Origin of the sequence: Cedecea sp. NFIX57, assembly GCF_900177785.1 — a bacterium.
Lineage (GTDB): Bacteria > Pseudomonadota > Gammaproteobacteria > Enterobacterales > Enterobacteriaceae > Cedecea > Cedecea neteri_C.
In genome coordinates this window covers 132771-156341 of the sequence record NZ_FXAS01000013.1, presented here as the reverse complement: position 1 = coordinate 156341, position 23571 = coordinate 132771, and the positions used below count along the sequence as shown (strand labels likewise).

Sequence of the window (23571 nt, the reverse complement as noted above, 5' to 3'; positions counted from 1 at the left end):
GCCTTCTACTGGTTTGGCCGGGAGTGGCGCCTGCACGATGACGTCGCACCGGCTGCACGCCAGTTTTGGACGGACCGTTTCGATGACTTTAAAGGCGGTGTTGATGATTTCCAGTTGCTCAGAGATGGTTTCACCCATGACCTTCAGCTCTCCACCACAGGACGGGCAGACGCTGTCCGCTGGCTGGAGAGTCAGTGTTTCCCGTGGCAGGTCGGCTGGCAGCGGTTTTCGGGAGGTGTTGCGGGTGGGTTTTTCTGGCGTCGTTTGTGGCGCAACCTCAGCATCTGTTGGCGTATCCAGGATCGGTTTGTCGTCGTTCAGGCAGTTTTTTGCCGCCTCCAGTCGGTTTTCCAGCTCTGCCAGCCGTTTCTCTGCCTGGCGGATTTTGTTCTCCAGCTTATTACGGCTCTTTTCCGAACGCTGGCCGAACAGCATTCTCCGCAGTTTATCCAGTTGGGCTTTCAGTCGGTTGATTTCGAGCTCATAACCTGCGACCTGGCCCGCATACTGACGGAGCCGGGATTGCTGTTTTTGCATGGCAGCATTTTGCTGCAGCAGTACAGCCTGCTGCTCACGCAACATGGCTTTTAACTGGTCAATATCATCGGGGAGTGAGTTATCCATTCCCCTTGTTTTATCATGGGCTATATCCGTATGCCAGGCCGTTCTGTTCGTTTTGGATGTAGCCACACGAGCCCCTCCAGTAGCATGGACAACTGTGCTGGCGTCAGGTGCACCTTACCTTCCCGGGCCACTGGCCAGACGAAGCAGGAACGCTCCAGACGTTTGGTGAAGAGGCACAGCCCATCGCGATCGGCCCACAGTATTTTTACCATTTTTCCGCTACGGCCCCGGAAGACGAAGATATGCCCGGAGAACGGGTCATCTTTCAGCGTATTCTGGACCTTTGAGGCCAGACCGTTGAAGCCGCAACGCATATCTGTAACGCCCGCGATGATCCAGACTCTGGTGCCGGTCGGCAGCGTTATCATCGGGAACCGCCTTTCAGCTCGTTAAGTAATACCCTCAGCAAGGCCGGGGTCACAGAGCCGTGTAGTTTTACCGTTCCACCGGGTAACTCCACCTCGCAACAGAGTGCATCTGCAGGTAACGGTACTGTCAGGTGGGCTGGCGCGACTGAGGGTGGCACGATACTTATCGGTAGCAGTTCGGCTGACTGGTCATCCACGCGATTCAGTTTTCCCTGTTTATACTGGTGGCGCCAGTTAAACAGCAGATTGTCATTAATACCGTGTTCCCGGGCAAGGCGTGCCACGTTGGTATCAGGGTGCATCGACAGTTCCACAAGATGCAGTTTGAACTCCGTGGAGAAATTAGGTCGCCGGCGTTTTTCGGGAATTTCTCTGGCGGGAACAGGTTCGTATTGTTGGTTTTTCCCGGGGTAGAGAAGCTGTTCGAGTTGCTCAGGTGATATGTGCGCGGGAACGGGCCAGTTCAGACCTGAGCGGGCAAAACGCCGGTACAGACTCTGCAGGGTGGTTCTGGGAATATTGATTCGCTTACTTATCTGTTTTCCATGTATTTTTTTATCAAAGCGAAGATGCAGAGCTTCATTTATCCATGCCCGATTATTCAATGTTCTGTGTCCATTATCCGGAAAAATAGTGGACATTATCGTTACCTGGATGAGTCAGCTTATCCAGACGTCGCTGACGGGGCGCTTACAGATCACGCGTGGCCGTGGCATCTTCAGGAATAATCACCTGATAACCCAGCGGAACCGCGTCGCGAGCGGTCGAAGAGACGCACATATGGGTCATCAGGCCGGTCACGACCAGTTGCTTGATCCCTTTCGCTTTTAGCTGGCTGTCGAGCGTGGTGCCCACAAATGAACTTGGCGTTTCTTTGGTAATAACATAGTCAGCTTTGGTCGGCTGCAGATCTTTATGGAATTCTGCAAAGCGGCTGCCTTTGGCAAACAGCGGGCCGTTCGCCGGGCCGAGGTGCTGCACGAAGTAAACCGGCATCCCTTCTTTGTGGGCAAAGCTCACAAGGCGTTTGGTGTTATCCAGCGCTTTTTTACCGTCCGGGATGGGCATCTTGCCGCTGAAATATTCGTTCTGGAAATCAATGACGATGAGTGCCGTGGTTTTGGCATCCAGCGTGCGGGTTTTCTCTGCACCGCTCATGGTACGGATAGTAGGGGCCTGCTCGGCGGTTTTGGTTTCAGCCTGCAGGCTCAGGCTGGCGGCGGCCATTGACAGGGCTAAAGTGCTACTGGCAATTAATTTTCTCATTTTGCTCTTCCTTGGGTATGTTACTGAGGAGGCGCGATCTGCGCCGTGGACGAGATAAAGTTTGCCGCGCTAGCCGGATTGAAAATAGCTACCGTGATACCCAAAACCGTGCGTATTGCGCCAAATTGTCGGAGGCAGGATGTCAGCGATTAAAATAGGGATTGTCGTGTTTCCTGACATCATTCCTTTTCACCTCTCGGTGCCCTGTGCGGTGTTTGAAAAAGCCGTCGATGAGGCAGGCCTGCCTTATTATGAGCTGGTCGTGTGCGCGACGCAGCCGGGGCCGTTAAGAACTAATGCCGGTTTTACGATCGCCGCTGAACACAGCCTGGCGGCGTTGGACGAGATGGACATGGTCATTGTGCCGAGCTGGAGCGACCCCGCAATCGCACCTCCGACAGAGCTGCTGGCGGCCCTTAAAAATGCCCATGTTCGTGGCGCGAAAGTGGTGGGCTTGTGCATGGGCGCGTTTGTGCTGGCGGCCTGTGGGCTGCTTGATGGTCGCCCGGCGACCACCCACTGGAACTGGATGCAGGCTTTCAGCCAGCTTTACCCCTCGGTCTCCCTGGACCGAAACGTGCTTTATGTCGATGAAGGCGACGTGGTGACCTCGGCTGGAACGGCGGCCAGCATTGACTGTTGCCTGCATCTGGTCCGGCAACAGTGCGGTGCCGAAGTGGCTAACCACGTGGCTCGTCTGCTGGTGGTGCCTCCGCAGCGCCAGGGCGGGCAGGCGCAGTTTATCGAGCAGCCGGTGTATAACACCCACGGTGGGGATCGCTTTATGCAGACGCTCGGCTGGGCGACGCAAAATCTGCAGGAAGCTATTTCAGTTGATGTCCTGACAAGCCGAGCCTGTATGAGCCGCCGGACGTTTACCCGCCGCTTTCAGCAAACGACCGGCACAACCGTGACTCAGTGGCTGCTTAATCAACGCCTGGCTCTGGCACAGCGCTTTCTGGAAAAAACGGATCAGCCGGTGGAACAGGTGGCAATGGCCTCCGGTTTTAGCTCCGCGCTTTCGCTGCGGAGGCATTTTCAGCAGCAATTTAAAACGTCGCCTTCTTTGTACCGCAAGGCGTTTCAGATCAAAGGCAAGTAGCCCGCCGCCAGGTTATTTCTCCGCCTGCATTTGGTAAACTGCGCGCCATGCTAACGATAAAACGAATTACCGACCGCAGCTCCCCGTATTTTGACCACGTGGACGAGCTGTATGAAAGCGCCTTTCCGCGCCATGAGAAACGCCAGCCCGCCGCAAAAATTAGCGCACTAGCCAACCCAAACTACAGCCTGCAGGCCTGGTTCGACGGCGAGCAGTTTGTCGGCATGATCGGCGCGTGGGATTTTGGCGACTATGCCTATATTGAGCATCTCGCCGTGAACGGCCAGCTGCGTGCGCAGGGCTACGGCAAGAGAATGCTGAGCCAGTTTTTGCAGCTTTACCCGCAAACCATCCTCGAAATCGATCCGCTCACTACCGAGATCGCCCATAAGCGGCTGCGTTTCTACCAGAGCCTCGGCTTCTGCGAAAACGACTATGTACATCACCATCCGACTTACCATGCGGACATCCCCGATCATCAGCTGATTGTGCTGAGTTATCCGCAGCCCATTGACGAGGCGCGGTATCAGCGATTTTTTGACGATCTCTGTCGCGTCGTGATGGAACGCCCGCTTTAACCTAAACGTTTTAAAGTACCCGGCAGGCAATGGCCGCCGGGTGCAAATGTATTTTTTTACCAGGACTAGATGGATGGATATCACCACGCTTTTTCTTTACGTCATCGCCGTTAGCGCGGTCATGGTGACGCCCGGCCCGTCAATGCTTTTAGCGCTCAATAACGGGGCGACTTACGGGATGCGTATTGCGGGCTACGGTTTTCTCGGTGCCGTACTGGCTGACCTGCTGCTGATTGGCGCGGTGGGTTGTGGCCTGGGGGCGTTGTTGCAGGCGTCCGAGCAGCTGTTTGCGGTAGTGAAGTGGGGCGGGGCACTTTACCTGGTCTATCTGGCTTACGTGCTGTGGCGCGCACCTGCTAAGGCGCTAAGCGTGAGCGCTTCGACGGCGGTGGCTACGGGAAAAACGGCGTTTCTGCGATCGCTGATGGTCGGTTTATCCAACCCCAAAGGGCTGCTGTTCTTCTCGGCCTTTTTGCCACAGTTCATCCGCCCGCAGGAGCCGGTGGCGATGCAGTACATGATTCTGGCGCTGGTCAGCGCGATTATCGACTGCATTATGATGACGATTTACGCCTGGGGTGGCCGCCACGCGATGCGTAAGTTCTCGGCCAACGTGATGCGCTGGGTGAACCGCAGCTGTGCGGGGATGCTTGCCGTGCTGGCGGTGGGCGTGGCGCTGTATCGACGCAGTAATTTGACCTGAGAAAGGTCAGAAGAAATTGAGCGCTGGCCGGGGAAAACAGGCCAGCGCTAGCGTCTTAGCTTTCCTGCTCTTCGGCGAGTTCGCGAAGGTAAGAGAAGATCTGACGGTAGGACTTAGGCGGCTTATTGGCCGCTTTTTCTTTTTGCGCGTTACGGATCAACACGCGCAGCTGCTGGCGGTCCGCCTGCGGATAAAGTCTCAGGACTTCGCTCATCGCGTCATCGCCTTCTTCAACCAGGCGGTCACGCAGGGCTTCCAGCTTGTGGAACAGCGAAACCTGCTGGTTGTGGCGGTTTTTCAGCTTGTCGAGCGCCTGACGGATTGGGTCCATATCGCGGGAACGCATCATCTTGCCGATCAGCTGCACCTGGCGGCGGCGGCCTTCTTTCTTGATGCGCTGCGCCAGCTCAATGGCGGCACGTAAATCATCGTCGAGCGGGATTTTTTCCAGGGCATTTTTGCCCAGTTCCATCAGCTCAACGCCCAGACGTTTTAGCTCTTCGGCGTCGCGCTTAATCTCACTTTTACTGACCCAGATAATTTCATCATCTTCGTCTTCATTTTCATCATCGGGCACGTCGTCGAGCCAGTCTTCGGGCTGCTTGGTCATATTAGGCTCCTTAAAAAGTTGACGCGGATATTACCAGCAATGGGCCTGCACTGCGAAATTGTTCTGATCCTGTTAGACTTGAACGACTCACCTTACATTATGGCAGTAGCGATGAAAGTAAACACGCAAGTAGCACAACAACGTCAGGTTCTGGAGCAGGCGGTTTCACAGGCGCTGGAGCTGGCAAAGGGCAAGTCAGACGGCGCGGAAGTGGCGGTCAGTAAAACCACCGGTATCAGCGTCAGCACCCGCTACGGTGAGGTGGAGAACGTCGAATTTAATAGCGATGGTGCGCTGGGCATCACCGTTTATCACCAAAACCGCAAAGGCAGCGCTTCGTCCACGGATCTGAGTCCGGACGCCATTGCCCGTACCGTGCAGGCCGCGTTGGATATTGCGCGCTATACCTCGCCGGACCCTTACGCTGGCGTGGCGGATAAAGAACTGCTGGCCTTTGATGCACCCGATCTGGATCTTTTCCACCCAACGGAAATTGACCCGGAGCGCGCCATTGAGCTTGCCGCGAGAGCGGAAAACGCGTCCCTGAACGTGGACAAACGCATTACCAATACCGAAGGCGGCAGCTTTAACAGCCATTACGGCATCAAAGTTTTCGGCAACAGCCACGGTATGCTGCAGAGCTACTGCTCCACTCGTCATTCCTTGTCGAGCTGCGTAATTGCCGAAGAAAACGGTGATATGGAGCGGGATTATGCTTACACCATCGGTCGCGCGATGGAAGACCTGAAATCACCTGAATGGGTCGGGGCCGACTGCGCGCGCCGCACGTTATCTCGTCTGTCTCCACGTAAGCTGTCCACCATGAAAGCGCCGGTGATTTTCGCTAATGAAGTGGCGACCGGGCTGTTTGGTCACCTGGTCGGCGCGATTGCGGGCGGCGCGGTGTACCGCAAATCAACTTTCCTGCTGGATTCCCTCGGCAAGCAAATCCTGCCGGACTGGCTGACCATTGAAGAGCATCCGCACCTGCTGAAAGGTCTGGCTTCCACGCCGTTTGACAGCGAAGGCGTGCGCACCGAACGCCGCGATATCATCAAGGACGGCGTGCTGCAGCAGTGGCTGCTGACCAACTATTCCGCGCGCAAGCTTGGGCTGAAAAGCACCGGTCACGCGGGCGGCATCCACAACTGGCGCATTGCTGGCCAGGGGCTGGGCTTTGAGGAAATGCTGAAACAGATGGGCACCGGTCTGGTCGTAACCGAGCTGATGGGGCAGGGCGTGAGCGGCATTACCGGCGACTATTCTCGCGGCGCGGCGGGCTTCTGGGTTGAGAACGGCGAGATCCAGTATCCGGTGAGCGAAATCACCATCGCCGGCAACCTGAAGGACATGTGGCGCGAGATAGTTACTATTGGCAACGATATAGAAACACGTAGCAACATTCAGTGTGGTTCAGTCTTACTTCCGGAGATGAAGATAGCCGGTCAGTAAAGCAATGTGGCGCGCCCTGCCGCGCCCGTTTCTCATATAAAAAAGATAAAGGAAAGGTGAGTAAATGCGTAAGCAACTGATTGCAATGTTAGCCGTATCATCCGTGTTACTGTCCGGCGCTGCGTTTGCCAAAGATGTTGGCGACGACATGGACATTATCGCAAAAAACTACAAGACCGTGCTGAGCACTAAAGACGCCGCCGAGCTGAAAACTTCACTGGGCAATATGCGTGAAGCGGCTCTGGATGCGCAGAAAGGCACCCCGCCAAAGCTGGAAAATGAAGCGGCCGACAGCGCCAACATGAAAGAGTACCGCCACGGGTTTGATATCCTCGTGGGCCAGATTGACGGTGCACTGAAATTGGCCAACGAAGGCAAAGTGACAGAAGCTCAGGCTGCTGCCGCTGACTTCAAAACCACTCGCGATACCTACCACAAGAAGTTTCGCTAAGATTTAAGAACGGGCGGGTTATTCCCGCCCGTTTTCTTTACCGCAGTGCTCCCACCTCGTGCTCCAGCGCAGCAATATCGTTATTGCTCAACAGGGGCCGAATAGCCTGAAAGTGTTCGTCGCTTAGCTGATAAATTCGCAGCTTTAGCAGCCGCTCAATCACCTCAGGTTCGAAACGTAGGGCGATTGGTTTGGCCGGGTTACCGCCGACAACGCTATAAGGCGCGACGTCTTTCGTCACCACGCTGCCAGCGGCAATAATCGCGCCTTCACCGATGGTCACGCCGGGCATTATCATCGCCCTCATACCTATCCAGCTTCCATCCCCGAGCGTTGTGTCGCCTTTGGCGCGGTAGGCGTCTTTGATGGTCTTGATAAAGGGGTAAAGGGAAAACCAGTCGCCGCGGTGTGTGTGGTTGCCGCCCATCAGGATCACCGCCTCGGCGGCTATACTGACGTAATCACCTATCCACAGCTGGTCAAGTTTGCCAATGGGTTCCCACTCCCGGCTCACCGCATCACCTTGCAGGTAGCGCACCACGCTTCGCTCAAAACCACTATCCCAGCAGTCGCTGTAATAACTGTGCTGGCCTTTGATATGAATATTGGGGTTGGTCACCGTTTCGTGCAGGTACTCGACCTGAGACCAGTGCTTTTCAGTCTTTGACATGTTTTTTCTCACAGCAAAAGTGTGCCCACGGAACAAAGTTCCGTTTCAAATTGCAGACGAAAATGTGTGAGCGCGCTAAGCGATGCGCGGCTGTTTTAGCAGAGGATTGTTGAGTATGGTGACGAGCTGCATGACGTTAAAACCTGTATTTAAGACTCGCTAATTTTAACATCGGGGGCGGCAGAGTACACTTTTTTCCCCTTCGTCCGTGTAGCGCACCCCGGCCCTCTTCGCCTTCTACCCCGATCACAAAACGGTAAATCCATTATTACTCTAAGGCTAATGATTGGTTCCTGAGCTTAATTGATAGCCAACCCGGCGTGGCGCACACTTTTAACCAGACTAAAGCCAATCAAAATGATTCGCTGAATCAGGAGGTTAATAATGAGTGCTAGCCAAACGCCTGCCCGCGTCTGGAACACACGCCGCACCGAGAAGCAACGGCGGATGGCGTCCAGCAACGTACAGGGCAAGGTGATCCCGACCGGGGACCTCGTCGGCGTAATGGAAAAGCTGATTGCGCCAGGCGACCGGGTGGTGCTGGAAGGGAACAACCAGAAACAGGCTGATTTCCTCTCCCGTATGCTGGCGGAAGTCAGCCCACAAAAAGTGCACGATCTGCATATGATCATGCCAAGCGTAGGCCGCAGCGAACACCTTGATATTTTTGAAAAAGGTATCGCCCGCAAGCTTGACTTCTCTTTCTCCGGCACCCAAAGCCTGCGTATTTCTCAACTGCTGGAGGACGGGCAGTTAGAAATTGGCTCGATTCACACCTACATCGAGCTTTATGCTCGCTTGTACGTCGATCTTGCGCCTAACGTCGCGCTTATCGCCGGTTATAAAGCCGACCGCAAAGGCAACTTGTACACCGGGCCGAGTACTGAAGATACGCCCGCATTGGTTGAAGCAGCCGCCTTCCATGACGGCATTGTTATCGCCCAGGTTAATGAACTGGTAGACGACGACTGTGACCTGCCGCGCGTGGACATTCCCGGTTCGTGGATTGACTACGTGGTGGTTGCCGACAAACCCTTCTTTATCGAACCGCTGTTTACCCGCGACCCGCGCCTGATCAAGCAGGAACACATCCTGATGGCGATGATGGCTATCAAAGGCATTTACGCTGAGCATCAGGTGCAGTCGTTGAACCACGGGATCGGCTTCAACACCGCCGCCATCGAGCTACTGCTGCCCACCTACGGCGAACAGCTCGGCCTGAAAGGTAAAATCTGCAAGCACTGGACCCTGAACCCGCACCCGACGCTGATCCCGGCGATTGAAAGCGGCTGGGTTGAGAGCGTGCACTGCTTCGGCGGTGAGCTGGGGATGGAAGAGTACATCCGCGCTCGCCCGGATATTTTCTTTACCGGCGCAGACGGCTCCATGCGCTCTAACCGCGCCATGTGTCAGTTGGCAGGGCAATACGCGGTGGATATGTTTATCGGTTCCACTCTGCAGGTTGATGGCCTGGCTAACTCTTCTACCGTGACGCGTGGCCGCCTGTCGGGCTTCGGCGGCGCGCCAAACATGGGCCATGATCCGCATGGCCGTCGCCATGCCACACCGGCCTGGCTGAACATGATCACCGAACCTGACCCGATGCAGCGCGGCAAAAAGCTGGTGGTGCAGATGGTCGAAACCTTCCAGGCGGGCGTGAAACCGACCTTCGTAGAAACTCTGGACGCCGTTGAGGTGGCTAAAACCTCCAGTATGCCGCTGGCGCCAGTGATGATTTACGGCGACGACGTCACCCACGTCCTGACCGAGGAAGGGATTGCATATCTCTACCGTGCGGAGAGCCTGGAAGAGCGCCGGGCGATGGTGGCGGCGGTTGCCGGTATCACCGACATCGGCCTGGGCGTTGACGCTAAGCGCGTCGCGGCGCTTCGCCAGAGCGGCAAAGTGGCCTACCCGGAAGACATGGGGATCCGCCGCAGCGAGGCGACCCGTTCCCTGCTGGCGGCAAGCAGCGTAGCCGATCTGGTCGAATGGTCCGGCGGTCTCTACAACCCGCCAGCGAAATTCCGGAGCTGGTAATGAAATTACATCCACAGAAAGGCGTTGAGGCCGGTGCGGGCTGGCTGGCAAGGGCGGCGACCCAAAGCCTGATTGAAGAAGCCCGCCTGAGCCCGAAACCCGGTCTGGTGGACAGCCGGGGGAATGGCGCCCATCACGACCTCAGCCTGGCGCTGATGGAGCGATCGGCCCACAGCCTGACCCCGACATTTCATGCTCTGGCATTACAAAGCTGGGAACGTCCGGCCGACATTGCGCTGCGTCAGCTGGTCGGGCGCCTGGGGCGCGAAGGGGAGCAGCAGATGATGGCGGCGACCTGTGGGGTGAATACCCACCGGGGCGCAATCTGGGCGCTCGGCCTGCTGGTTTCCGCCGCCGCTATGCACGGTATGGCAGGCAGCAGCGCGGAGATTACCGCTACGGCGGCACGGCTGGCTGCGCTTCCTGATGAGGCTGCACCCAAGAGCTTTAGCAAAGGGTTGAGAGCCACAAGACGCTATCGCCTGCCGGGCGCGCGCGAAGAAGCTCAGCAGGGCTTTCCTCACGTTATGCGTCTCGCGCTGCCTCAGCTCCGCCGCAGTCGCCAGTCCGGAGCAACCGAAGGCGAAGCTCGCATTGATGCTCTGATGGCGATTATGACTTCGTTGTCAGATACCTGCGTCCTCTCGCGTGCCGGATTAACTGGCCTGGAAACGATGCAGAACGGCGCCCGCAACGTGCTGATCAACGGCGGTATCTCGCGCAAAGAAGGCCGCGATGCGCTGGACATGCTCGACCGCAACATGCTGGCGCTGAATGCTTCGCCGGGTGGTGCGGCAGATTTGCTCGCCGCCACGCTTCTGCTGGACTGCATCGCTAACGATGCCACCCCGCTTCACTCACTTATTTAACGAGGGCGTTATGGAACACATTACGTTGTCATTTCCGGCAACCCGCACGGTCACAGGTAAAGCTCTGGCTGGCGTGGTGGGCTCCGGTGATATGGAAGTCCTTTTTTCTGCCGCACAAGGGCAGACCCTGACCATCGACATCACCACTTCCGTCGATAACAGCGAAAAACGCTGGAAAGCACTTTTCGATCGCCTGGCCGCGCTGAGCAGCCTGCCCGCCGGGCAGCTAAAAATTCATGATTTTGGTGCGACGCCGGGCGTGGCGCGTATCCGTATCGAACAGGTTTTTGAGGAGGTGGCTCATGCGTGATGACAGCAGCTTTATTGAATTAAGAGCCCGCGAGCGTGCACGCCTGCTGCTGGATGAAGGCAGCTATCGTGAATTGCTCGACCCATTCGACGGCATTATTTCGCCCTGGCTGGGGCAGCAGGGCATCGTGCCTCAGTCCGACGACGGGATGGTCGTTGCCAAAGGCACGATTAACGGTGGCCCGGCGGTGGTGATTGCCATCGAAGGCGCATTCCAGGGCGGCAGCATGGGCGAAGTGTCCGGGGCGAAAATGGCGGCCGCGCTTGAACTGGCGGCAGAAGACAACCGCAACGGCATTCCTACTCAGGCTGTGCTTTGCCTGGAAACCGGCGGCGTGCGTCTGCAGGAGGCCAACCTCGGTCTGGCAGCGATTGCAGATATCCACGCGGCGATTGTCGATTTACGTCGCTACACGCCGGTGATTGGCGTCGTGGCCGGCACCGTGGGCTGCTTCGGCGGGATGTCGATCGCCGCCGCGCTTTGCAGCTACTTGATTGTGACCCGCGAGGCACGTCTTGGCCTCAACGGCCCGCAGGTTATCGAGCAGGAGGCGGGCATTGAAGAATACGACTCCCGCGATAGGCCGTTTATCTGGGGCATGACCGGCGGCGAAGTTCGCTATCAGAGCGGGCTGGTGGATGCGCTGGTTGGCGACGGCATTCATGCCGTGAAGCAGGCCGTCAACGAAGCCATCGCCAAAGGTGTTCCGGCTCAGCACCGCACCGATAACTACGCGTGGTATCTGGATCGCCTGACCCATTTCGACACCAGCCAGCAGGCTGATGCCGAACAAATTAAACAGCTTTTTGGGGAGAAACGCTCATGAGCCAGAAACTGAATCGCGCCGCCGTTTGGCTGGACACTTTGGTCCCGGATGCACCACGTATGGCGGGGCTGTGCGCCTCCGTACAGGTCGCCGACGGCAACGTTGACGGGAAACCTGCACGCTTTATCGCCGTGGTGCCCGATGCCAATAACCATTATCCCCGGGCGGCTGGCGGCGAAGTAGGGCTGTTAGAAGGCTGGACGCTGGCAAAAGTGGTCAGTGAAACCATCGCTGAAGATGCCGATAAGGCTGAAAAGCGCGCCATCGTCGCGGTGATTGATGTCCCAAGCCAGGCCTATGGGCGCCGCGAAGAGGCATTCGGTATTCACCAGGCGCTGGCAGGTGCCGCAGGCGCTTACGCCAATGCCCGCCTGGCCGGGCATCCTGTTGTGGGCCTGATTGTCGGCAAAGCGATGTCCGGGGCGTTCCTCGCCCACGGTTACCAGGCTAACCGGCTGATTGCCTTTAACGATAAGGGCGTGATGATCCACGCGATGGGAAAAGAGTCCGCCGCGCGTATCACCTTGCGCACCGTGGAGGCGCTGGAAAAACTGGCCGCCACCATTCCACCGATGGCCTACGACATCAGCAACTATGAAACCCTGGGTCTGCTTTCCGCGCTGCTGGATATCAACAACCCGGACGCTCCGCAAAGTGACGATGTGGCAAAAGTGCAGGCAGCCCTGAGCACGGCGGTGAAAGAAGCACGTAGCGAGACTTCGCTGAAATGCCGTCTGCTGGCGAAAAATCGCCACAGTTCGGCGCTGGTTCGTGAACGTATGCGCGCCAGCTGGTAATAAAAAAGACAAACCTGCCGGACTCTATAACCGGGCACGGTAAGCCGTGCCTGAGTAAAAAAAACGTCCGAAAATAATAAATATCGCGACCGTGCTAACTCTCTTTATTGACTCAAGGTGAAGTTATGACTTACGTGATCGTTCATGCTCTGGCCCCTATTTTTGTCATCATGCTGCTGGGATTTTTCGCCGGCAAAGCGAAAATGGTCGATAACAAAAATGTCTCGCTGCTAAACATTTTTGTGATGGACTTTGCTCTACCCGCCGCGCTGTTTAGCGCGACAGTTCAAACGCCGTGGCTTGGCATTGTTCAGCAGTCTCCACTGATTGTGGTGCTGGTGCTCGCGATGTGGATTACCTACGCGGCGATTTACTTCCTTGCGACCAACGTATTTAAAAAGTCGCCGCAGGATGCCGCCGTGTTAACCCTTACCGTGGCGCTGCCTAACTATGCCGCGCTCGGCCTGCCAATTTTAGGCAGCGTGCTCGGAGAAGGCTCTTCGACTTCACTTTCCGTGGCGGTATCTATTGCCTGCGGTTCCGTCCTGATGACGCCGTTCTGCCTGCTTATCCTTGAGCGTGAAAAAGCGCGTGCGGCCGGTGAAAACAGCGGCTCTACGCTGGCTATGCTGCCGGTGCTGATGTGGCGCTCGGTGAAAAAACCTATCGTCTGGGGGCCGTTGCTGGGGGTTGTGCTGTCGGCTATCGGTATCCGTATGCCTGACCTTCTGCTGGCTTCGATTAAACCGCTGGGCCTGGCCGCTACCGCCGCCGCGCTGTTCCTGACCGGGGTGATCCTGTCTGCCCGTAAGCTGCAGATCAACACTATGGTTATCTCCGCGACCGTCACCAAGCTGCTTATTCAGCCGTTTATCGCCTGGGGGATCGTACTAGCGTTTGGTCTGACCGGCCCGGTGGCGATCACTTCCATTCTGATGATTGCTCTGGCTGCTGGTTTCTTTGGCGTCGTTTTTGGTAACCGCTTTGGCGTGCAGTCGCCGGATGCAGAAGCCGTGTTGTTGCTGAGCTCGGTACTCTCTATCCTGTCGCTACCGCTGTTTATTACGCTGACTTCAGGACTTTAAATTATGCCGACATTACGCCCCCACGATCTCCTTTGGCTCACCGACCGCGAAGCGCTGGAAGGGGTGAGCGAAGAATGGGTCACAAGCCAGTGGCGACCTGCGCTGCCGGTGGTGGTACGGCGTGATGTCGAGCGTGAAGGCCGTGTGCCGGTAGGCGTGCGGGGAATGCGGCGCGACCAGCGCGCGGCGGGCTGGGTACATCCGGCGAGCGTGAAGCGCGTTGTTAGTCCGGAGACGTTATCCAGCCGCGAGCTGCTGCTCAATTCTGCTTTTGTTTCCATGCCGCCGGTGCAGGCGGCTATTCAACTGGCAAGTCGCCCGTGGACATGGTGCTGGGGGATTACCGGGAGCGTAGGCTACGCGCTGGCAACAGAAGTGCCGGTAATGCATGCCGCGAGCGACCTGGATTTGCTGATTCGCAGTCCGCAGCCACTGGCAAAAGAGGTGCTGGCAGAGTGGCAGAGCCTGACCGACAAACTGCTTTGCCGGGCCGACACGCAAATCGAAACGCCCTATGGCGCATTTGCGCTGGCGGAATGGCTAAGGGAAAAACGCGTGCTGCTGAAAACCAACCAGGGGCCGCAGCTTGTGGCCAACCCCTGGCAGCCGGAGGATAACGGATGAAGATACTTTTTACTTTTCCCGGGCAGGGAACGCAGCGCGCTGGCATGCTGCAACATTTACCCGAGCGTGATGCCATCATGGCGCAGGTGAGGGTGGTTTTAGGGGATGAAACCGACCAACTGGATAGCATTGCTGCGCTGAAACACACTCGCGCCGTGCAGCTTTGTCTGCTGATCGCTGGCGTGGCCTGGGCGCAGGAGCTTGAGCGTAACGGCGTGAAGCCGGACATGGTTAGCGGCCTGTCTATTGGTGCATTTCCGGCGGCTGTCGTCGCCGGGGTAATCAGTTTTTCCGATGCCCTAAGACTGGTGGCACTTCGCGGCGACCTGATGGAGCAGGCTTATCCCGAAGGTTACGGCTTAACGGCCATCGTCGGGCTACGCCTTGAGCAGGTTGAAGCCCTTGTAGCGGGGAGTGGAACCTATATCGCGAATATCAATGCCGAGCAGCAAATCGTCATTGCCGGGAGCGAGCAGGCTATGGCGAAGGTGGCGCACAGGGCGCTGGAGCAGGGCGCGCAAAAAGCTCGCCAACTGGCGGTTAGCGTGCCGTCCCATTGTGCGCTGCTGAACGAACCTGCTCAGACGCTTAAGCAGGCGTTTGCCGATGTAGCCTTGAACCGCCCGTCCTGCGCTTATCTCAGCGGTAGCACGGGCCGCGTGCTTTGGTTACCCGAACAAATTGCGGAAGATCTTGCGCTCAACATGGCGCGCACGGTGCGCTGGCGAGAGGCGATGGTTGCTGCCAACGAGCGGGACGTGCGTCTGGCCATTGAAATGCCGCCGGGCAGCGTGCTTTCGGGGCTGACGCGACAGGCGTTTCGGGAGGGAATCACCGTCTGCCGCGAACAAAACAGCGTGGCGGCTATCGTTCATCTTGCGGAAAAAACTAAGGTGGCGCGTTAGGCGTATCGATAAACGAGCGGGCGTACATGCGCCCCTCGGCGGCCAGCGCCAGCAGGTTCGGATCGAGTTCGCGATTACGGGCGAAGACGATAGCGATGGTCTGCTTCATCTGGTATTGCTCGGCGAGTCGTAAAAGCTGCACAGAATTTTCATACACCTTCTTCATTCTTCCGGGCATCAACGTGAGCCCGACGCCCGCCTGTACCAGGCTGACCATCGAGAAAATGTCGTTTACCCGGGTGACGATTTCCGGTTCGAAACCGGCGACGCTAAAGGCTTCCTGAAAGCCCGCGTAGGTCGCAAAGCCTTCCGCCAGAGAAACGAACTTCTCACCGTGGAATTCGCGCAAATCCGCCGGATGGCTGGTGTCGAGCGGGAAGCTGGTCGGTGCCGCCAGGAAAATATCGTCCCGGAACATCGGCAGAACTTCCAGCCTTGAGCGATCGACTTCGCCTTCGGAAATAGAGATCAGGATGGCGTCCAGCACGCCGTCTTCCAGCATATTTAGCAGCACCTGATTTGAACCCATAGTGAGATCCATTTCCAGCTCTGGCCGCCTGAGTTTCATGCCCATGATCAGTTTTGGCACGGTTTCGAGCGTCAGGGAATAGAGGGTGCCGATGCGCAACCGTCCCTGGCCTACACCCGCAGCCTGACGGGTTTCATCGATGCCGCGCGTCATCAGCGCAACCACCTCTTTACTGTGCTCCAGAAGGGTAAATGCAGACTCTAGCGGCACCAGGTTGCGTCCTTTATGGATAAACAGCGGGCAGCGCACACCCTCCTCCAGGGTATGCAATGCGCGATGCACGCTAACCCCGCTGATACCCAGCGCTTCGGCGGTGCGCGCAATGTTCCCTTTCTCCATAAACTCCATGAATATCTCAAGCTTACGGAAGGTGATTTCAGCGTCGATTTTCATTACCCGGCGATAACCCCAGTCGGAAAAATTATGCCATTAAGGTATAGCAAACGAGACCGAACGGCACTGATGAGCCGCAATAAGCAGCAGGATTTACTGTTACACCACGAACGTATCCATCATAAGCAACGCCAATGATGGCGGTAAAACGGTCTTTTCATCACACTTTCAAACAAAAAACGCCGCTGGAAAAACGGTCTTTTATCACCTGGTTATGTGAGCCATTTCACGGTAAGCCAGCGGAAAAGCGTCATTCCGGCTCTTTATGTGGAACAGATCACTATTGCAGCTGCGATTTCCACTTCGAAGTGGAAAACAACTCGCTACAAACCTTTCCCCCCGCCAGGTAGCTTAAAAAACAGATTAGTTAACGAGGTACCCAGGGTGAATAACGGAGCGGTAATGGTTAATGAAGCCGAGGAGTTAACGGCGCGTATTCAGGGTTTTATTGACGCGCTGTTCAAAAGTAAACATATCACGCCTAACGCGGTACAGGAACAAATGCTGGCCTCTCACGTGAAGGCGATGATTCATCGCTCTCTGACCGGAGAGCCGTTACCAGAAGTGGAAGAGAGCTTGTTCGAGGAGATCTCCGCGGAGTCGATGGAAATGGCGCAGGCGGTGGTCGATCAGTTCGGGAATCTGCCGGTAGAAGAAGCGTGGTTGCTGTCAGTGCATTTCGAAGTGGCGAAAGACAATCTTTGAATAATCAGGAGAAAACAATGGAACAAATTACCGTAGTCATTGGTGACCGTCTGGGCAAAGGCCAGAAAGTTGCAGCAGGGATCGAAAAAGCGGGCGGTCGCGCCGTGGTTATTCCAGGCGTCGCCGCCGACATGAAGCTGGGCGACGTGATGAAAGCAGAAAATGCCACCTTTGGTATCTCCTTCTGCGGCAGCGGCGGCGCAGGTGCCATCACCGCACAAACCAAACATGGCTACAAAGCGAAGTACGGCATGCGCTCCGTTGATGAAGGTGTGACGGCGATTAACGAAGGCAACAACGTGCTTGGCTTTGGCTTTATGGACAAAGAAGAGCTGGGTGAGCGCCTGGTACAGGCGTGGAACAAGAAGTACGGCAGTTAAGTATGAAAGAAAAATTCGCTACCACGGTGCGAGTTAGCGGGCGCGGCGATACCAAAGCCAAAGCCTTTTCCGACGCCCTGAATCACGTTCAGGGCACGGTGCTTAAATCCACCAACCACATTCTTCTGCGCATTGAGCCACAGGACGTGCAGGTTGTTCAGGCGCAGGTCAGGGTGCGCAAAGAAGCTTTTCTGTTCTTCTTCCTGCGCCGGGAAAGGCGGAGCTACAGCGTGGAGCTGGATGTTTCCGTCAACGTGACGGCTCTTAACCTCGATGAGGTGGATTTCGTCTCTAATTAATTCAAACATTTATACCCAATTAGCTGGTGTTGTAGTTCACGCGGCTACAGCGACAGATAAGCAGGGTAGAAAAGGGCAGATACATGTTCTTAATCATACTATTCAAATCACTCATTATCGGCGGCCTCGTCGGTGTGGGCGTTGGTGCCGGAGCCGCGCGTATGTTCCATGCGCCAACCTCTCAGGGCATGGGCGCATTTCGTACACTCGGCGAGCTGAACTCCTGCGAAGGGGACCCGGCTTCTCACTTCTCCTTTGGGCTTGGCTTCTTCTTTAACGCCTGGGCATCTTCCGTCGCGGCGGGGGCATTCACCCAGGACGTTGACCACCGCATCATCCCTAACTGGGGCGCGGCGGCACTGATGGTGAAGAACCGTAACGTGGCGGAAACCCTCCACGACCCGAAAAAAATGGCTATCGCCTGCGGCATCATCGGCATGATCGTGGTGGCGTTCCTGAACTCTACGGCCTCTGCGGTGCCAGCGGCGCTTCAGGTCACGGCAGTCAAAGTGCTGGTGCCTGCGGCTAACTTGCTGGTGAACACTGTGATGCCCGTTATTTTCTGGCTGGCGGCTATCGATGCCGGTAAAAAATCTGGCTTCTGGGCAACCATTTTCGGCGGCGCAGCGCAGCTGATCATGGGCAACGCCGTACCGGGGCTGGTGCTGGGTATCCTGATCGGTAAAGGCGTTGAAGAAAGCGGCTGGCACCGCGTCACCAAAGTGATGATGTCGGCTATCGTGGCCCTGTTTGTGCTGAGTGCCTTCTTCCGCGGGTTCGACATGAAGATGATCGAGTCTTTCCACATGACCGTGCCGAACTGGCTGGATCTGCTGCATAACTCGCTGAGCGGCAAATAAGGGGATAACGCATGGAACAGAATAAAGGCTTTTGGTACGCGGACTGGTCATTCCCGATCTTTGTCGGCCTGCTCTCCTCCGGCGTGTTTGCCGGGACACACATGTACTACCTGTACGGTATCGGCGCGTTTAACGAAGTGGCCTTCGTGGCGATGCTGAAGTCCGGGATTGATACCGGCGTTTACGGCGCGGTGGCGGCGTTTGGCGCCAGCTTCCTGTTTGCCCGCATCATCGAAGGCTCTCTGGTCGGGATCCTGGATATTGGTGGGGCGATTCAAACCGGCGTAGGCCTCGGCGTTCCGGCGCTGCTGCTGGGCGCGGGCTTTGTCTTCCCGGTGGCAAACTTTGCCGCATCGCTGGTGACCGGCCTGGTGATTGGTCTCGCCATTGGCTACATCATCATCCTGGCACGTAAGTTCACCATCAATCAGAGCGACTCGACCTACGGGGCGGACGTCATGATGGGCGCGGGCAACGCCTCCGGCCGCTTCCTTGGGCCGTTGATTATCCTCAGCGCCATGACGGCTTCGATTCCTATCGGCATCGGCTCGTTGATCGGCTCTCTGCTGTTTTACCTCTGGGGCAAACCGATTACCGGCGGGGCGATCCTGGGCGCAATGATTTTAGGTTCCATTTTCCCGGTAGCGTTGTAAGTCGTATTTCCAGGGCGGACGGGCTGCGGCTCGCCCGCCAGTTAAGGAGAAAGATATGTTTGACCTGATCCTGCGCCAGGCGCGGCTGGTGGACGATACCGTGATCGATATCGCCCTGAAGGACGGCAAGATTGCCGCCTTAGGCAAGATAACCGGCGAGGCAACTGAAGAGCGCCAGCTGAACGGCGAGTACTACGTCAGCGCCGGCTGGATTGACTCCCACGTTCACTGTTATCCCAAGTCCCCTATCTACCACGACGAACCTGACAGCGTAGGGATTCATACCGGCGTGACCACGGTCGTTGATGCCGGAAGCACCGGGGCCGATGACGTCGACGATTTCTATCAAATCACCCGCAGCGCCGCGACGGAAGTTTATGCGTTGCTCAACATCTCCCGCGTGGGCCTGATTGCCCAGAACGAACTGTCCAATATGGCGAATATTGACGCTGACGCCGTGCGCGGCGCGGTGAAGCGCCACCCGGACTTTATCGTGGGCTTAAAAGCGCGGATGAGCAGCAGCGTGGTGGGAGACAACGGAATTACGCCGCTGGTGCGCGCTAAGGCTATCCAAAAAGAAAACGGTGACTTGCCGCTGATGGTGCACATCGGCAACAACCCGCCGGATCTCGATGAAGTGGCCGAGCTGCTGACCAGCGGCGATATCATCACTCACTGCTATAACGGTAAGCCGAACCGCATTCTTAATCCGGCCGGGCAACTGAGAGCCTCCGTGGCGCAGGCGATTCAGCGCGGCGTGCGTCTGGATGTCGGGCACGGCACCGCCAGCTTTAGTTTTGACGTGGCGCGTGTCGCTATTCAGCAGGGCATTCTGCCGCACAGCATCAGCTCGGATATCTACTGCCGCAACCGCATCAGCGGCCCGGTGCATTCACTTGGCGCAGTGATGTCGAAATTCCTCTCCATTGGCCTGTCGTTGCCTCAGGTTATTGACTGCGTGACCGCTCACGCTGCCGATGGATTACGTCTGAAAAATAAAGGCCGCCTGGTCGTGGGGCTGGATGGCGATCTGACCGTCTTTGAGCTGCGCCGCCAGCCAACGGTATTTACCGACGCAGAGCAGCAAACGCTGACGGGTGACCAGGCGCTGGTGGCGTTGGCCGCAGTGCGCGCCGGGAAATGGTTTACTACCGAACAAGGGAAAGCTGAACATGTCTTCGATCTATGAAAAATACAATTTAAAACAGGTGATTAACGCATCTGGCCGCATGACTGCCCTCGGTGTGTCTACGCCTCGCCCGGAAGTGGTGGACGCGGTCACCACCGGCATGAATCACTACTTCGAAATGAAGGATCTGGTCAACAAGACCGGCGCCTACATTGCCGGGCTGCTCGACGTTGAAGCGGCGACCGTGGTGTCCTGCGCTTCTGCCGGTATTGCCCAATCTGTAGCTGCGGTGCTGGTAAAAGACAATCAATGGCTGATCGAGAACCTGCACGCCGCCCCGCTGGAGAACAACGAGATTGTGCTGCCGAAGGGCCACAACGTTAACTTCGGTGCGCCGGTCGGCACTATGGTGAACCTGGGCGGCGGCAAAATCGTTGAAGCGGGCTACGCCAACGAATGTTCAGCAGACCAGCTGGCTGCGGCCATTTCTCCACGCACGGCGGCCATTCTTTACATCAAATCCCACCATTCGGTGCAGAAAAGCATGCTCAGCGTTGAGCAGGCTGTTGTCGTGGCACGTAAGCACAACCTGCCGCTGATTGTTGACGCTGCGGCGGAAGAAGATTTGCAGTGCTATTACCGCGCCGGGGCTGACCTGGTGATTTACAGCGGGGCGAAAGCTATTGAAGGCCCAACCAGCGGGCTGGTGATCGGCAAAGAGCAGTACGTCGAGTGGGTGAAGCTGCAAACTGGCGGCATCGGGCGTGCGATGAAAGTCGGTAAAGAAGGCATTCTCGGCCTGACCTGCGCGATTGAGCATTACCTGAGCGCGGCCAAAGAAAGCGGGGCCGAAATGGTCGCCAAAATGACGCCGTTTATCGACAGCCTGAACACGCTGAACGGCGTTACCGCGCGCGTGGTGTGGGACGCCGCTGGCCGTGATATCGCCCGCAGCGAAATCAAGTTCGATGAAGCGACCGTTGGCATCAGCACCGGCGAACTGGTCAGCAAGCTGAAACAAGGCGAATACGCCATCTACTTCCGTGGCTACAAGGCTAACGAAGGCATTATTGAAGCGGATGTGCGCAGCGTAAGTGCGGCACAGCTGGAGATTATTTACCGCTGCATCAAAGCGCTGGTAAGCAAGGAGAAATAAGCATGAAACTGACCCCGAATTTTTACCGTGACCGCGTGTGCCTGAACGTCCTGGCCGGCTCCAAAGAAAACGCTAAAGAGATTTACCAGGCGGCGGAAGGCCATGTGCTGGTCGGCGTGTTATCTAAAAACTACCCGGATGTAGCAAGCGCGGTCGCCGACATGCGTGATTACGCGGCGCTCATCGACAACGCGCTGTCCGTTGGCCTTGGTGCAGGCGACCCGAACCAATCTGCCATGGTGAGTGAAATCTCCGGCCAGATTCAGCCCCAGCACGTCAACCAGGTGTTTACCGGCGTGGGCACCAGCCGTGCGCTGCTGAGCCAGAATGACAGCGTGGTCAACGGCCTGGTTTCACCGACCGGCACCGTCGGGATGGTAAAAATCTCCACCGGCCCGTTAAGCTCTGGCGCTGCAGACGGTATCGTGCCTGTGGAGACCGCGATTGCGCTGCTGAAGGATATGGGCGGCAGCTCAATCAAATATTTCCCGATGGGTGGGCTGGACTGCCGCGAAGAGTATCAGGCGGTAGCGGAAGCCTGTGCGAAGCATGATTTCTGGCTGGAGCCGACCGGCGGCATCGATCTCGAGAACTACGAGGAGATCCTGAAGATTGCGCTGGATGCCGGCGTTAGCAAAGTGATCCCGCATATTTACAGTTCGATTATCGACAAGGCCAGCGGCAATACGCGTCCGGCAGATGTTGCCACGTTGTTGGCAATGACGAAGAAGCTGGTGGGGTAAAGCGCTCGCTGTTTCCCCTCACCCCGGCCCTCTCCCCAAAGGGGCGAGGGGGAAAATAAAGACTGATGTGACTAAGAAAGATCCCCTCTCCCCAAAGGGGCGAGGGGGAAAATAAAGACTGATGTGACTAAGAAAGATCCCCTCTCTCCAAAGGGGCGAGGGAGAAAAGAAAGACTGATGTGACTAAGAAAGATCCCCTCTCCCTTTTAGGGAGAGGGTTAGGGTGAGGGTATAATCCTCATCAACCACACTTCGAGGACAAACGCATGTCTGCACGCACTCTGCTTGTTGCTTCATTTGCCTTACTCGCCGCCGGTAACAGCGCGGCGCAAAGTCATTACGCCTGGGTGGGAACCTACAACCCAAACGGCGAAGGGCTTTACCGCTTCCAGGTTGACGCCAAAACTGGCGCGCTTAGCGAGAAAACGTTGGTCAGCTCGTTGCCGAACGCCGCACAGCTCGCCGCGTCGCCTGACGGTAAAACGCTGTATGTGGCCAGTGAAGCCGAGAAAGGCGTGGTAGCGGCATTGCGCGTGGGCGATGACGGAAGTGTGACCGAACTGAATCAGGTTTCTTCCGGCGGCGCTGGCCCGGTCTACTTGTCTCTGACGCCGCAGGGCAAGCACCTACTGGTGGCTAATTACGTGAGCGGCTCAATCTCCGTGCTGCCGATTAATGCAGATGGCAGTCTGCAGGAAGCCAGCGACAAGCATCAGGACAGCGGTGAGCCGGGGGCGGCGAAACCAGAAGCTGCGGTAGAAGGCAGCTTTGCCGCCAGCGACCATAACGGCCCGCATGCCCATATGATTGCCGCCGATCCGAGCGGCAAGTTTGTATTCTCCACCGATCTTGGCCTGGATCGGATCTACCAGTATCGCTTTGATCAAAACAAAGGTGTGCTGGAGCCAAACGATCCGCCGTTTATCGCCGCCTCTTCAAAAGGCGCAGGACCGCGCCACTTTGTCTTTGCCGCAGATGGCGCGAGCCTGTGGTTGATTAACGAAGAAGCTTCTACGCTTACCCATTACAAGCTCGACCGAGAGAAAGGCACGCTGACCGAAGGAAAGACGATTTCTTCCCTGCCAAAAGGCTATAAGGGCACGAGCTTTGCCGCGGGCCTGGTGCTGAGCCACGACGGCAAGCAACTGTATGTGGCCAACCGCCTGCATAACAGCATCGCGCATTTCAGCGTGGGCGCTAATGGCGAGCTTACGCACCAGGACGATATCTGGACTCGAGGCGACTATCCACGAGGCCTGACGCTGGATAATACCGGCAAACATCTTTATGCCCTGAACCAGCGCAGCGACAACATTACTCGTTTTAGCGTGGCCCCGGGCAACGGTAAATTAACTTTTATCGAGGATTATACGGCGGTGGGAAGCCCGTCACAGATGGTCTTCACCCCGTTTAAGTAAAGCAGGACGGGGCGCTTAAACGCCCC

At 56.8% G+C, this 23571-nt stretch carries 28 protein-coding genes and 1 pseudogene; 22 read left to right on the top strand and 7 right to left on the bottom strand.

What is annotated here, in order from left to right:
* The 4 genes and pseudogenes from B9Y90_RS13460 to B9Y90_RS13445 all read right to left on the bottom strand — a co-directional run.
* Positions 1-624: IS66 family transposase zinc-finger binding domain-containing protein (locus tag B9Y90_RS13460; protein WP_176227865.1), on the bottom strand; the 624-nt coding region annotated here is incomplete at its 3' end.
* A gap of 20 nt (positions 625-644) precedes the next feature.
* On the bottom strand, positions 645-992 hold the full coding sequence (gene tnpB / locus B9Y90_RS13455) for an IS66 family insertion sequence element accessory protein TnpB (protein ID WP_085541506.1): 348 nt from the start codon (positions 990-992) through the stop codon (positions 645-647).
* A complete protein-coding gene (tnpA, locus tag B9Y90_RS13450; protein ID WP_254902699.1) occupies positions 989-1633 on the bottom strand; it encodes an IS66-like element accessory protein TnpA in 645 nt (214 codons plus the stop codon). The genes tnpB and tnpA overlap by 4 nt, the downstream gene beginning before the upstream one ends.
* Before the next feature lie 52 nt (positions 1634-1685).
* Positions 1686-2258 (bottom strand): annotated as a pseudogene (locus B9Y90_RS13445) (cysteine hydrolase family protein); the annotation flags it as partial.
* 139 nt (positions 2259-2397) lie between these two features.
* On the opposite strand from B9Y90_RS13445, the gene B9Y90_RS13440 reads away from it, so the two are divergent.
* From B9Y90_RS13440 to B9Y90_RS13430, 3 genes are all read left to right on the top strand, one after another.
* The gene (locus B9Y90_RS13440) at positions 2398-3360 is read left to right on the top strand and encodes a GlxA family transcriptional regulator (protein WP_085541504.1); all 963 of its coding nucleotides are present in this window, start codon (positions 2398-2400) and stop codon (positions 3358-3360) included.
* A 47-nt stretch (positions 3361-3407) separates the two neighbouring features.
* A complete protein-coding gene (locus B9Y90_RS13435) occupies positions 3408-3938 on the top strand; it encodes a GNAT family N-acetyltransferase (RefSeq protein ID WP_085541503.1) in 531 nt (176 codons plus the stop codon).
* 73 nt (positions 3939-4011) lie between these two features.
* On the top strand, positions 4012-4641 hold the full coding sequence (locus B9Y90_RS13430; protein WP_085541502.1) for a LysE family translocator: 630 nt from the start codon (positions 4012-4014) through the stop codon (positions 4639-4641).
* A gap of 55 nt (positions 4642-4696) precedes the next feature.
* Here the strand turns inward: B9Y90_RS13430 and yjgA are convergent, their stop codons facing one another.
* The gene (gene yjgA, locus B9Y90_RS13425; RefSeq protein WP_008453724.1) at positions 4697-5251 is read right to left on the bottom strand and encodes a ribosome biogenesis factor YjgA; all 555 of its coding nucleotides are present in this window, start codon (positions 5249-5251) and stop codon (positions 4697-4699) included.
* A 99-nt stretch (positions 5252-5350) separates the two neighbouring features.
* Between yjgA and pmbA the strand changes: the two genes are divergently transcribed.
* Both pmbA and cybC read left to right on the top strand, forming a co-directional pair.
* Complete coding sequence (gene pmbA, locus B9Y90_RS13420) at positions 5351-6703, top strand: metalloprotease PmbA (protein ID WP_039296438.1); 1353 nt, start codon at positions 5351-5353, stop codon at positions 6701-6703.
* A 64-nt stretch (positions 6704-6767) separates the two neighbouring features.
* A complete protein-coding gene (gene cybC / locus B9Y90_RS13415; protein ID WP_008453720.1) occupies positions 6768-7154 on the top strand; it encodes a cytochrome b562 in 387 nt (128 codons plus the stop codon).
* Positions 7155-7191: 37 nt separating this feature from the next.
* Here the strand turns inward: cybC and B9Y90_RS13410 are convergent, their stop codons facing one another.
* Positions 7192-7824 (bottom strand): CatB-related O-acetyltransferase, encoded by a 633-nt coding sequence (locus B9Y90_RS13410; protein WP_085541501.1) that lies wholly within the window; start codon positions 7822-7824, stop codon positions 7192-7194.
* A 384-nt stretch (positions 7825-8208) separates the two neighbouring features.
* Here B9Y90_RS13410 and mdcA point away from each other — a divergent pair, with 384 nt between their 5' ends.
* From mdcA to mdcH, 8 genes are all read left to right on the top strand, one after another.
* A complete protein-coding gene (gene mdcA, locus B9Y90_RS13405; protein ID WP_085541500.1) occupies positions 8209-9864 on the top strand; it encodes a malonate decarboxylase subunit alpha in 1656 nt (551 codons plus the stop codon).
* Positions 9864-10733, top strand: a complete 870-nt coding sequence (locus B9Y90_RS13400) for a triphosphoribosyl-dephospho-CoA synthase (protein WP_039289565.1) — start codon at positions 9864-9866, stop codon at positions 10731-10733. Before mdcA ends, B9Y90_RS13400 begins: the two co-directional genes overlap by 1 nt.
* 10 nt (positions 10734-10743) lie before the next feature.
* Positions 10744-11043, top strand: coding sequence for a malonate decarboxylase acyl carrier protein (gene mdcC, locus B9Y90_RS13395; protein ID WP_039289567.1), 300 nt, complete (start codon positions 10744-10746; stop codon positions 11041-11043).
* A complete protein-coding gene (locus tag B9Y90_RS13390; RefSeq protein WP_085541499.1) occupies positions 11036-11869 on the top strand; it encodes a biotin-independent malonate decarboxylase subunit beta in 834 nt (277 codons plus the stop codon). Before mdcC ends, B9Y90_RS13390 begins: the two co-directional genes overlap by 8 nt.
* Positions 11866-12666: a biotin-independent malonate decarboxylase subunit gamma gene (gene mdcE, locus B9Y90_RS13385; protein ID WP_039289574.1), complete on the top strand. Its 801-nt coding sequence runs from the start codon at positions 11866-11868 to the stop codon at positions 12664-12666. Before B9Y90_RS13390 ends, mdcE begins: the two co-directional genes overlap by 4 nt.
* A 125-nt stretch (positions 12667-12791) precedes the next feature.
* On the top strand, positions 12792-13751 hold the full coding sequence (locus tag B9Y90_RS13380) for an AEC family transporter (RefSeq protein ID WP_039289577.1): 960 nt from the start codon (positions 12792-12794) through the stop codon (positions 13749-13751).
* Entirely contained in the window at positions 13752-14375 is a 624-nt protein-coding gene (locus tag B9Y90_RS13375) for a malonate decarboxylase holo-ACP synthase (protein ID WP_176227866.1), read from the top strand.
* Positions 14372-15280 carry a malonate decarboxylase subunit epsilon gene (mdcH, locus tag B9Y90_RS13370; RefSeq protein WP_085541497.1) on the top strand — a complete coding sequence of 303 codons (909 nt, stop codon included), beginning with the start codon at positions 14372-14374 and terminating at the stop codon, positions 15278-15280. Before B9Y90_RS13375 ends, mdcH begins: the two co-directional genes overlap by 4 nt.
* Here mdcH and B9Y90_RS13365 read toward each other — a convergent pair.
* Positions 15264-16202 (bottom strand): LysR family transcriptional regulator, encoded by a 939-nt coding sequence (locus tag B9Y90_RS13365; RefSeq protein ID WP_039289588.1) that lies wholly within the window; start codon positions 16200-16202, stop codon positions 15264-15266. The genes mdcH and B9Y90_RS13365 overlap by 17 nt on opposite strands.
* Before the next feature lie 402 nt (positions 16203-16604).
* Between B9Y90_RS13365 and B9Y90_RS13355 the strand changes: the two genes are divergently transcribed.
* The 9 genes from B9Y90_RS13355 (at position 16605) to B9Y90_RS13315 (ending at position 23545) form a co-directional block, all read left to right on the top strand.
* The gene (locus tag B9Y90_RS13355) at positions 16605-16907 is read left to right on the top strand and encodes a glycine dehydrogenase (RefSeq protein ID WP_039289591.1); all 303 of its coding nucleotides are present in this window, start codon (positions 16605-16607) and stop codon (positions 16905-16907) included.
* 17 nt (positions 16908-16924) lie between these two features.
* Complete coding sequence (locus B9Y90_RS13350; protein WP_008453696.1) at positions 16925-17287, top strand: SFCGS family glycine-rich protein; 363 nt, start codon at positions 16925-16927, stop codon at positions 17285-17287.
* Positions 17288-17289: 2 nt separating this feature from the next.
* Positions 17290-17586, top strand: coding sequence for a DUF4312 family protein (locus B9Y90_RS13345; protein ID WP_039289594.1), 297 nt, complete (start codon positions 17290-17292; stop codon positions 17584-17586).
* A gap of 83 nt (positions 17587-17669) precedes the next feature.
* Positions 17670-18446 (top strand): DUF4311 domain-containing protein, encoded by a 777-nt coding sequence (locus tag B9Y90_RS13340; RefSeq protein WP_085541496.1) that lies wholly within the window; start codon positions 17670-17672, stop codon positions 18444-18446.
* Between the two features lie 11 nt (positions 18447-18457).
* Positions 18458-19099 (top strand): DUF4310 family protein, encoded by a 642-nt coding sequence (locus B9Y90_RS13335; RefSeq protein WP_008453690.1) that lies wholly within the window; start codon positions 18458-18460, stop codon positions 19097-19099.
* A 55-nt stretch (positions 19100-19154) separates the two neighbouring features.
* Positions 19155-20288, top strand: coding sequence for an amidohydrolase/deacetylase family metallohydrolase (locus tag B9Y90_RS13330; protein ID WP_085541495.1), 1134 nt, complete (start codon positions 19155-19157; stop codon positions 20286-20288).
* Complete coding sequence (locus B9Y90_RS13325; protein ID WP_039289599.1) at positions 20272-21384, top strand: DgaE family pyridoxal phosphate-dependent ammonia lyase; 1113 nt, start codon at positions 20272-20274, stop codon at positions 21382-21384. Before B9Y90_RS13330 ends, B9Y90_RS13325 begins: the two co-directional genes overlap by 17 nt.
* 2 nt (positions 21385-21386) lie before the next feature.
* On the top strand, positions 21387-22127 hold the full coding sequence (gene dagF, locus B9Y90_RS13320) for a 2-dehydro-3-deoxy-phosphogluconate aldolase (RefSeq protein ID WP_085541494.1): 741 nt from the start codon (positions 21387-21389) through the stop codon (positions 22125-22127).
* Between the two features lie 266 nt (positions 22128-22393).
* Positions 22394-23545, top strand: coding sequence for a lactonase family protein (locus tag B9Y90_RS13315; protein ID WP_085541493.1), 1152 nt, complete (start codon positions 22394-22396; stop codon positions 23543-23545).
* Positions 23546-23571 lie beyond the last annotated feature (26 nt).

What these genes read in the sequence shown, in the direction of transcription:
- tnpB (WP_085541506.1), bottom strand. Translation starts at nt 992, where the DNA reads ATGATAACGCTGCCGACCGGCACCAGAGTCTGGATCATCGCGGGCGTT.
- tnpA (WP_254902699.1), bottom strand. Translation starts at nt 1,633, where the DNA reads ATGTCCACTATTTTTCCGGATAATGGACACAGAACATTGAATAATCGG.
- B9Y90_RS13440 (WP_085541504.1), top strand. Translation starts at nt 2,398, where the DNA reads ATGTCAGCGATTAAAATAGGGATTGTCGTGTTTCCTGACATCATTCCT.
- B9Y90_RS13435 (WP_085541503.1), top strand. Translation starts at nt 3,408, where the DNA reads ATGCTAACGATAAAACGAATTACCGACCGCAGCTCCCCGTATTTTGAC.
- B9Y90_RS13430 (WP_085541502.1), top strand. Translation starts at nt 4,012, where the DNA reads ATGGATATCACCACGCTTTTTCTTTACGTCATCGCCGTTAGCGCGGTC.
- yjgA (WP_008453724.1), bottom strand. Translation starts at nt 5,251, where the DNA reads ATGACCAAGCAGCCCGAAGACTGGCTCGACGACGTGCCCGATGATGAA.
- pmbA (WP_039296438.1), top strand. Translation starts at nt 5,351, where the DNA reads ATGGCAGTAGCGATGAAAGTAAACACGCAAGTAGCACAACAACGTCAG.
- cybC (WP_008453720.1), top strand. Translation starts at nt 6,768, where the DNA reads ATGCGTAAGCAACTGATTGCAATGTTAGCCGTATCATCCGTGTTACTG.
- B9Y90_RS13410 (WP_085541501.1), bottom strand. Translation starts at nt 7,824, where the DNA reads ATGTCAAAGACTGAAAAGCACTGGTCTCAGGTCGAGTACCTGCACGAA.
- mdcA (WP_085541500.1), top strand. Translation starts at nt 8,209, where the DNA reads ATGAGTGCTAGCCAAACGCCTGCCCGCGTCTGGAACACACGCCGCACC.
- B9Y90_RS13400 (WP_039289565.1), top strand. Translation starts at nt 9,864, where the DNA reads ATGAAATTACATCCACAGAAAGGCGTTGAGGCCGGTGCGGGCTGGCTG.
- mdcC (WP_039289567.1), top strand. Translation starts at nt 10,744, where the DNA reads ATGGAACACATTACGTTGTCATTTCCGGCAACCCGCACGGTCACAGGT.
- B9Y90_RS13390 (WP_085541499.1), top strand. Translation starts at nt 11,036, where the DNA reads ATGCGTGATGACAGCAGCTTTATTGAATTAAGAGCCCGCGAGCGTGCA.
- mdcE (WP_039289574.1), top strand. Translation starts at nt 11,866, where the DNA reads ATGAGCCAGAAACTGAATCGCGCCGCCGTTTGGCTGGACACTTTGGTC.
- B9Y90_RS13380 (WP_039289577.1), top strand. Translation starts at nt 12,792, where the DNA reads ATGACTTACGTGATCGTTCATGCTCTGGCCCCTATTTTTGTCATCATG.
- mdcH (WP_085541497.1), top strand. Translation starts at nt 14,372, where the DNA reads ATGAAGATACTTTTTACTTTTCCCGGGCAGGGAACGCAGCGCGCTGGC.
- B9Y90_RS13365 (WP_039289588.1), bottom strand. Translation starts at nt 16,202, where the DNA reads ATGAAAATCGACGCTGAAATCACCTTCCGTAAGCTTGAGATATTCATG.
- B9Y90_RS13355 (WP_039289591.1), top strand. Translation starts at nt 16,605, where the DNA reads ATGGTTAATGAAGCCGAGGAGTTAACGGCGCGTATTCAGGGTTTTATT.
- B9Y90_RS13350 (WP_008453696.1), top strand. Translation starts at nt 16,925, where the DNA reads ATGGAACAAATTACCGTAGTCATTGGTGACCGTCTGGGCAAAGGCCAG.
- B9Y90_RS13345 (WP_039289594.1), top strand. Translation starts at nt 17,290, where the DNA reads ATGAAAGAAAAATTCGCTACCACGGTGCGAGTTAGCGGGCGCGGCGAT.
- B9Y90_RS13340 (WP_085541496.1), top strand. Translation starts at nt 17,670, where the DNA reads ATGTTCTTAATCATACTATTCAAATCACTCATTATCGGCGGCCTCGTC.
- B9Y90_RS13335 (WP_008453690.1), top strand. Translation starts at nt 18,458, where the DNA reads ATGGAACAGAATAAAGGCTTTTGGTACGCGGACTGGTCATTCCCGATC.
- B9Y90_RS13330 (WP_085541495.1), top strand. Translation starts at nt 19,155, where the DNA reads ATGTTTGACCTGATCCTGCGCCAGGCGCGGCTGGTGGACGATACCGTG.
- B9Y90_RS13325 (WP_039289599.1), top strand. Translation starts at nt 20,272, where the DNA reads ATGTCTTCGATCTATGAAAAATACAATTTAAAACAGGTGATTAACGCA.
- dagF (WP_085541494.1), top strand. Translation starts at nt 21,387, where the DNA reads ATGAAACTGACCCCGAATTTTTACCGTGACCGCGTGTGCCTGAACGTC.
- B9Y90_RS13315 (WP_085541493.1), top strand. Translation starts at nt 22,394, where the DNA reads ATGTCTGCACGCACTCTGCTTGTTGCTTCATTTGCCTTACTCGCCGCC.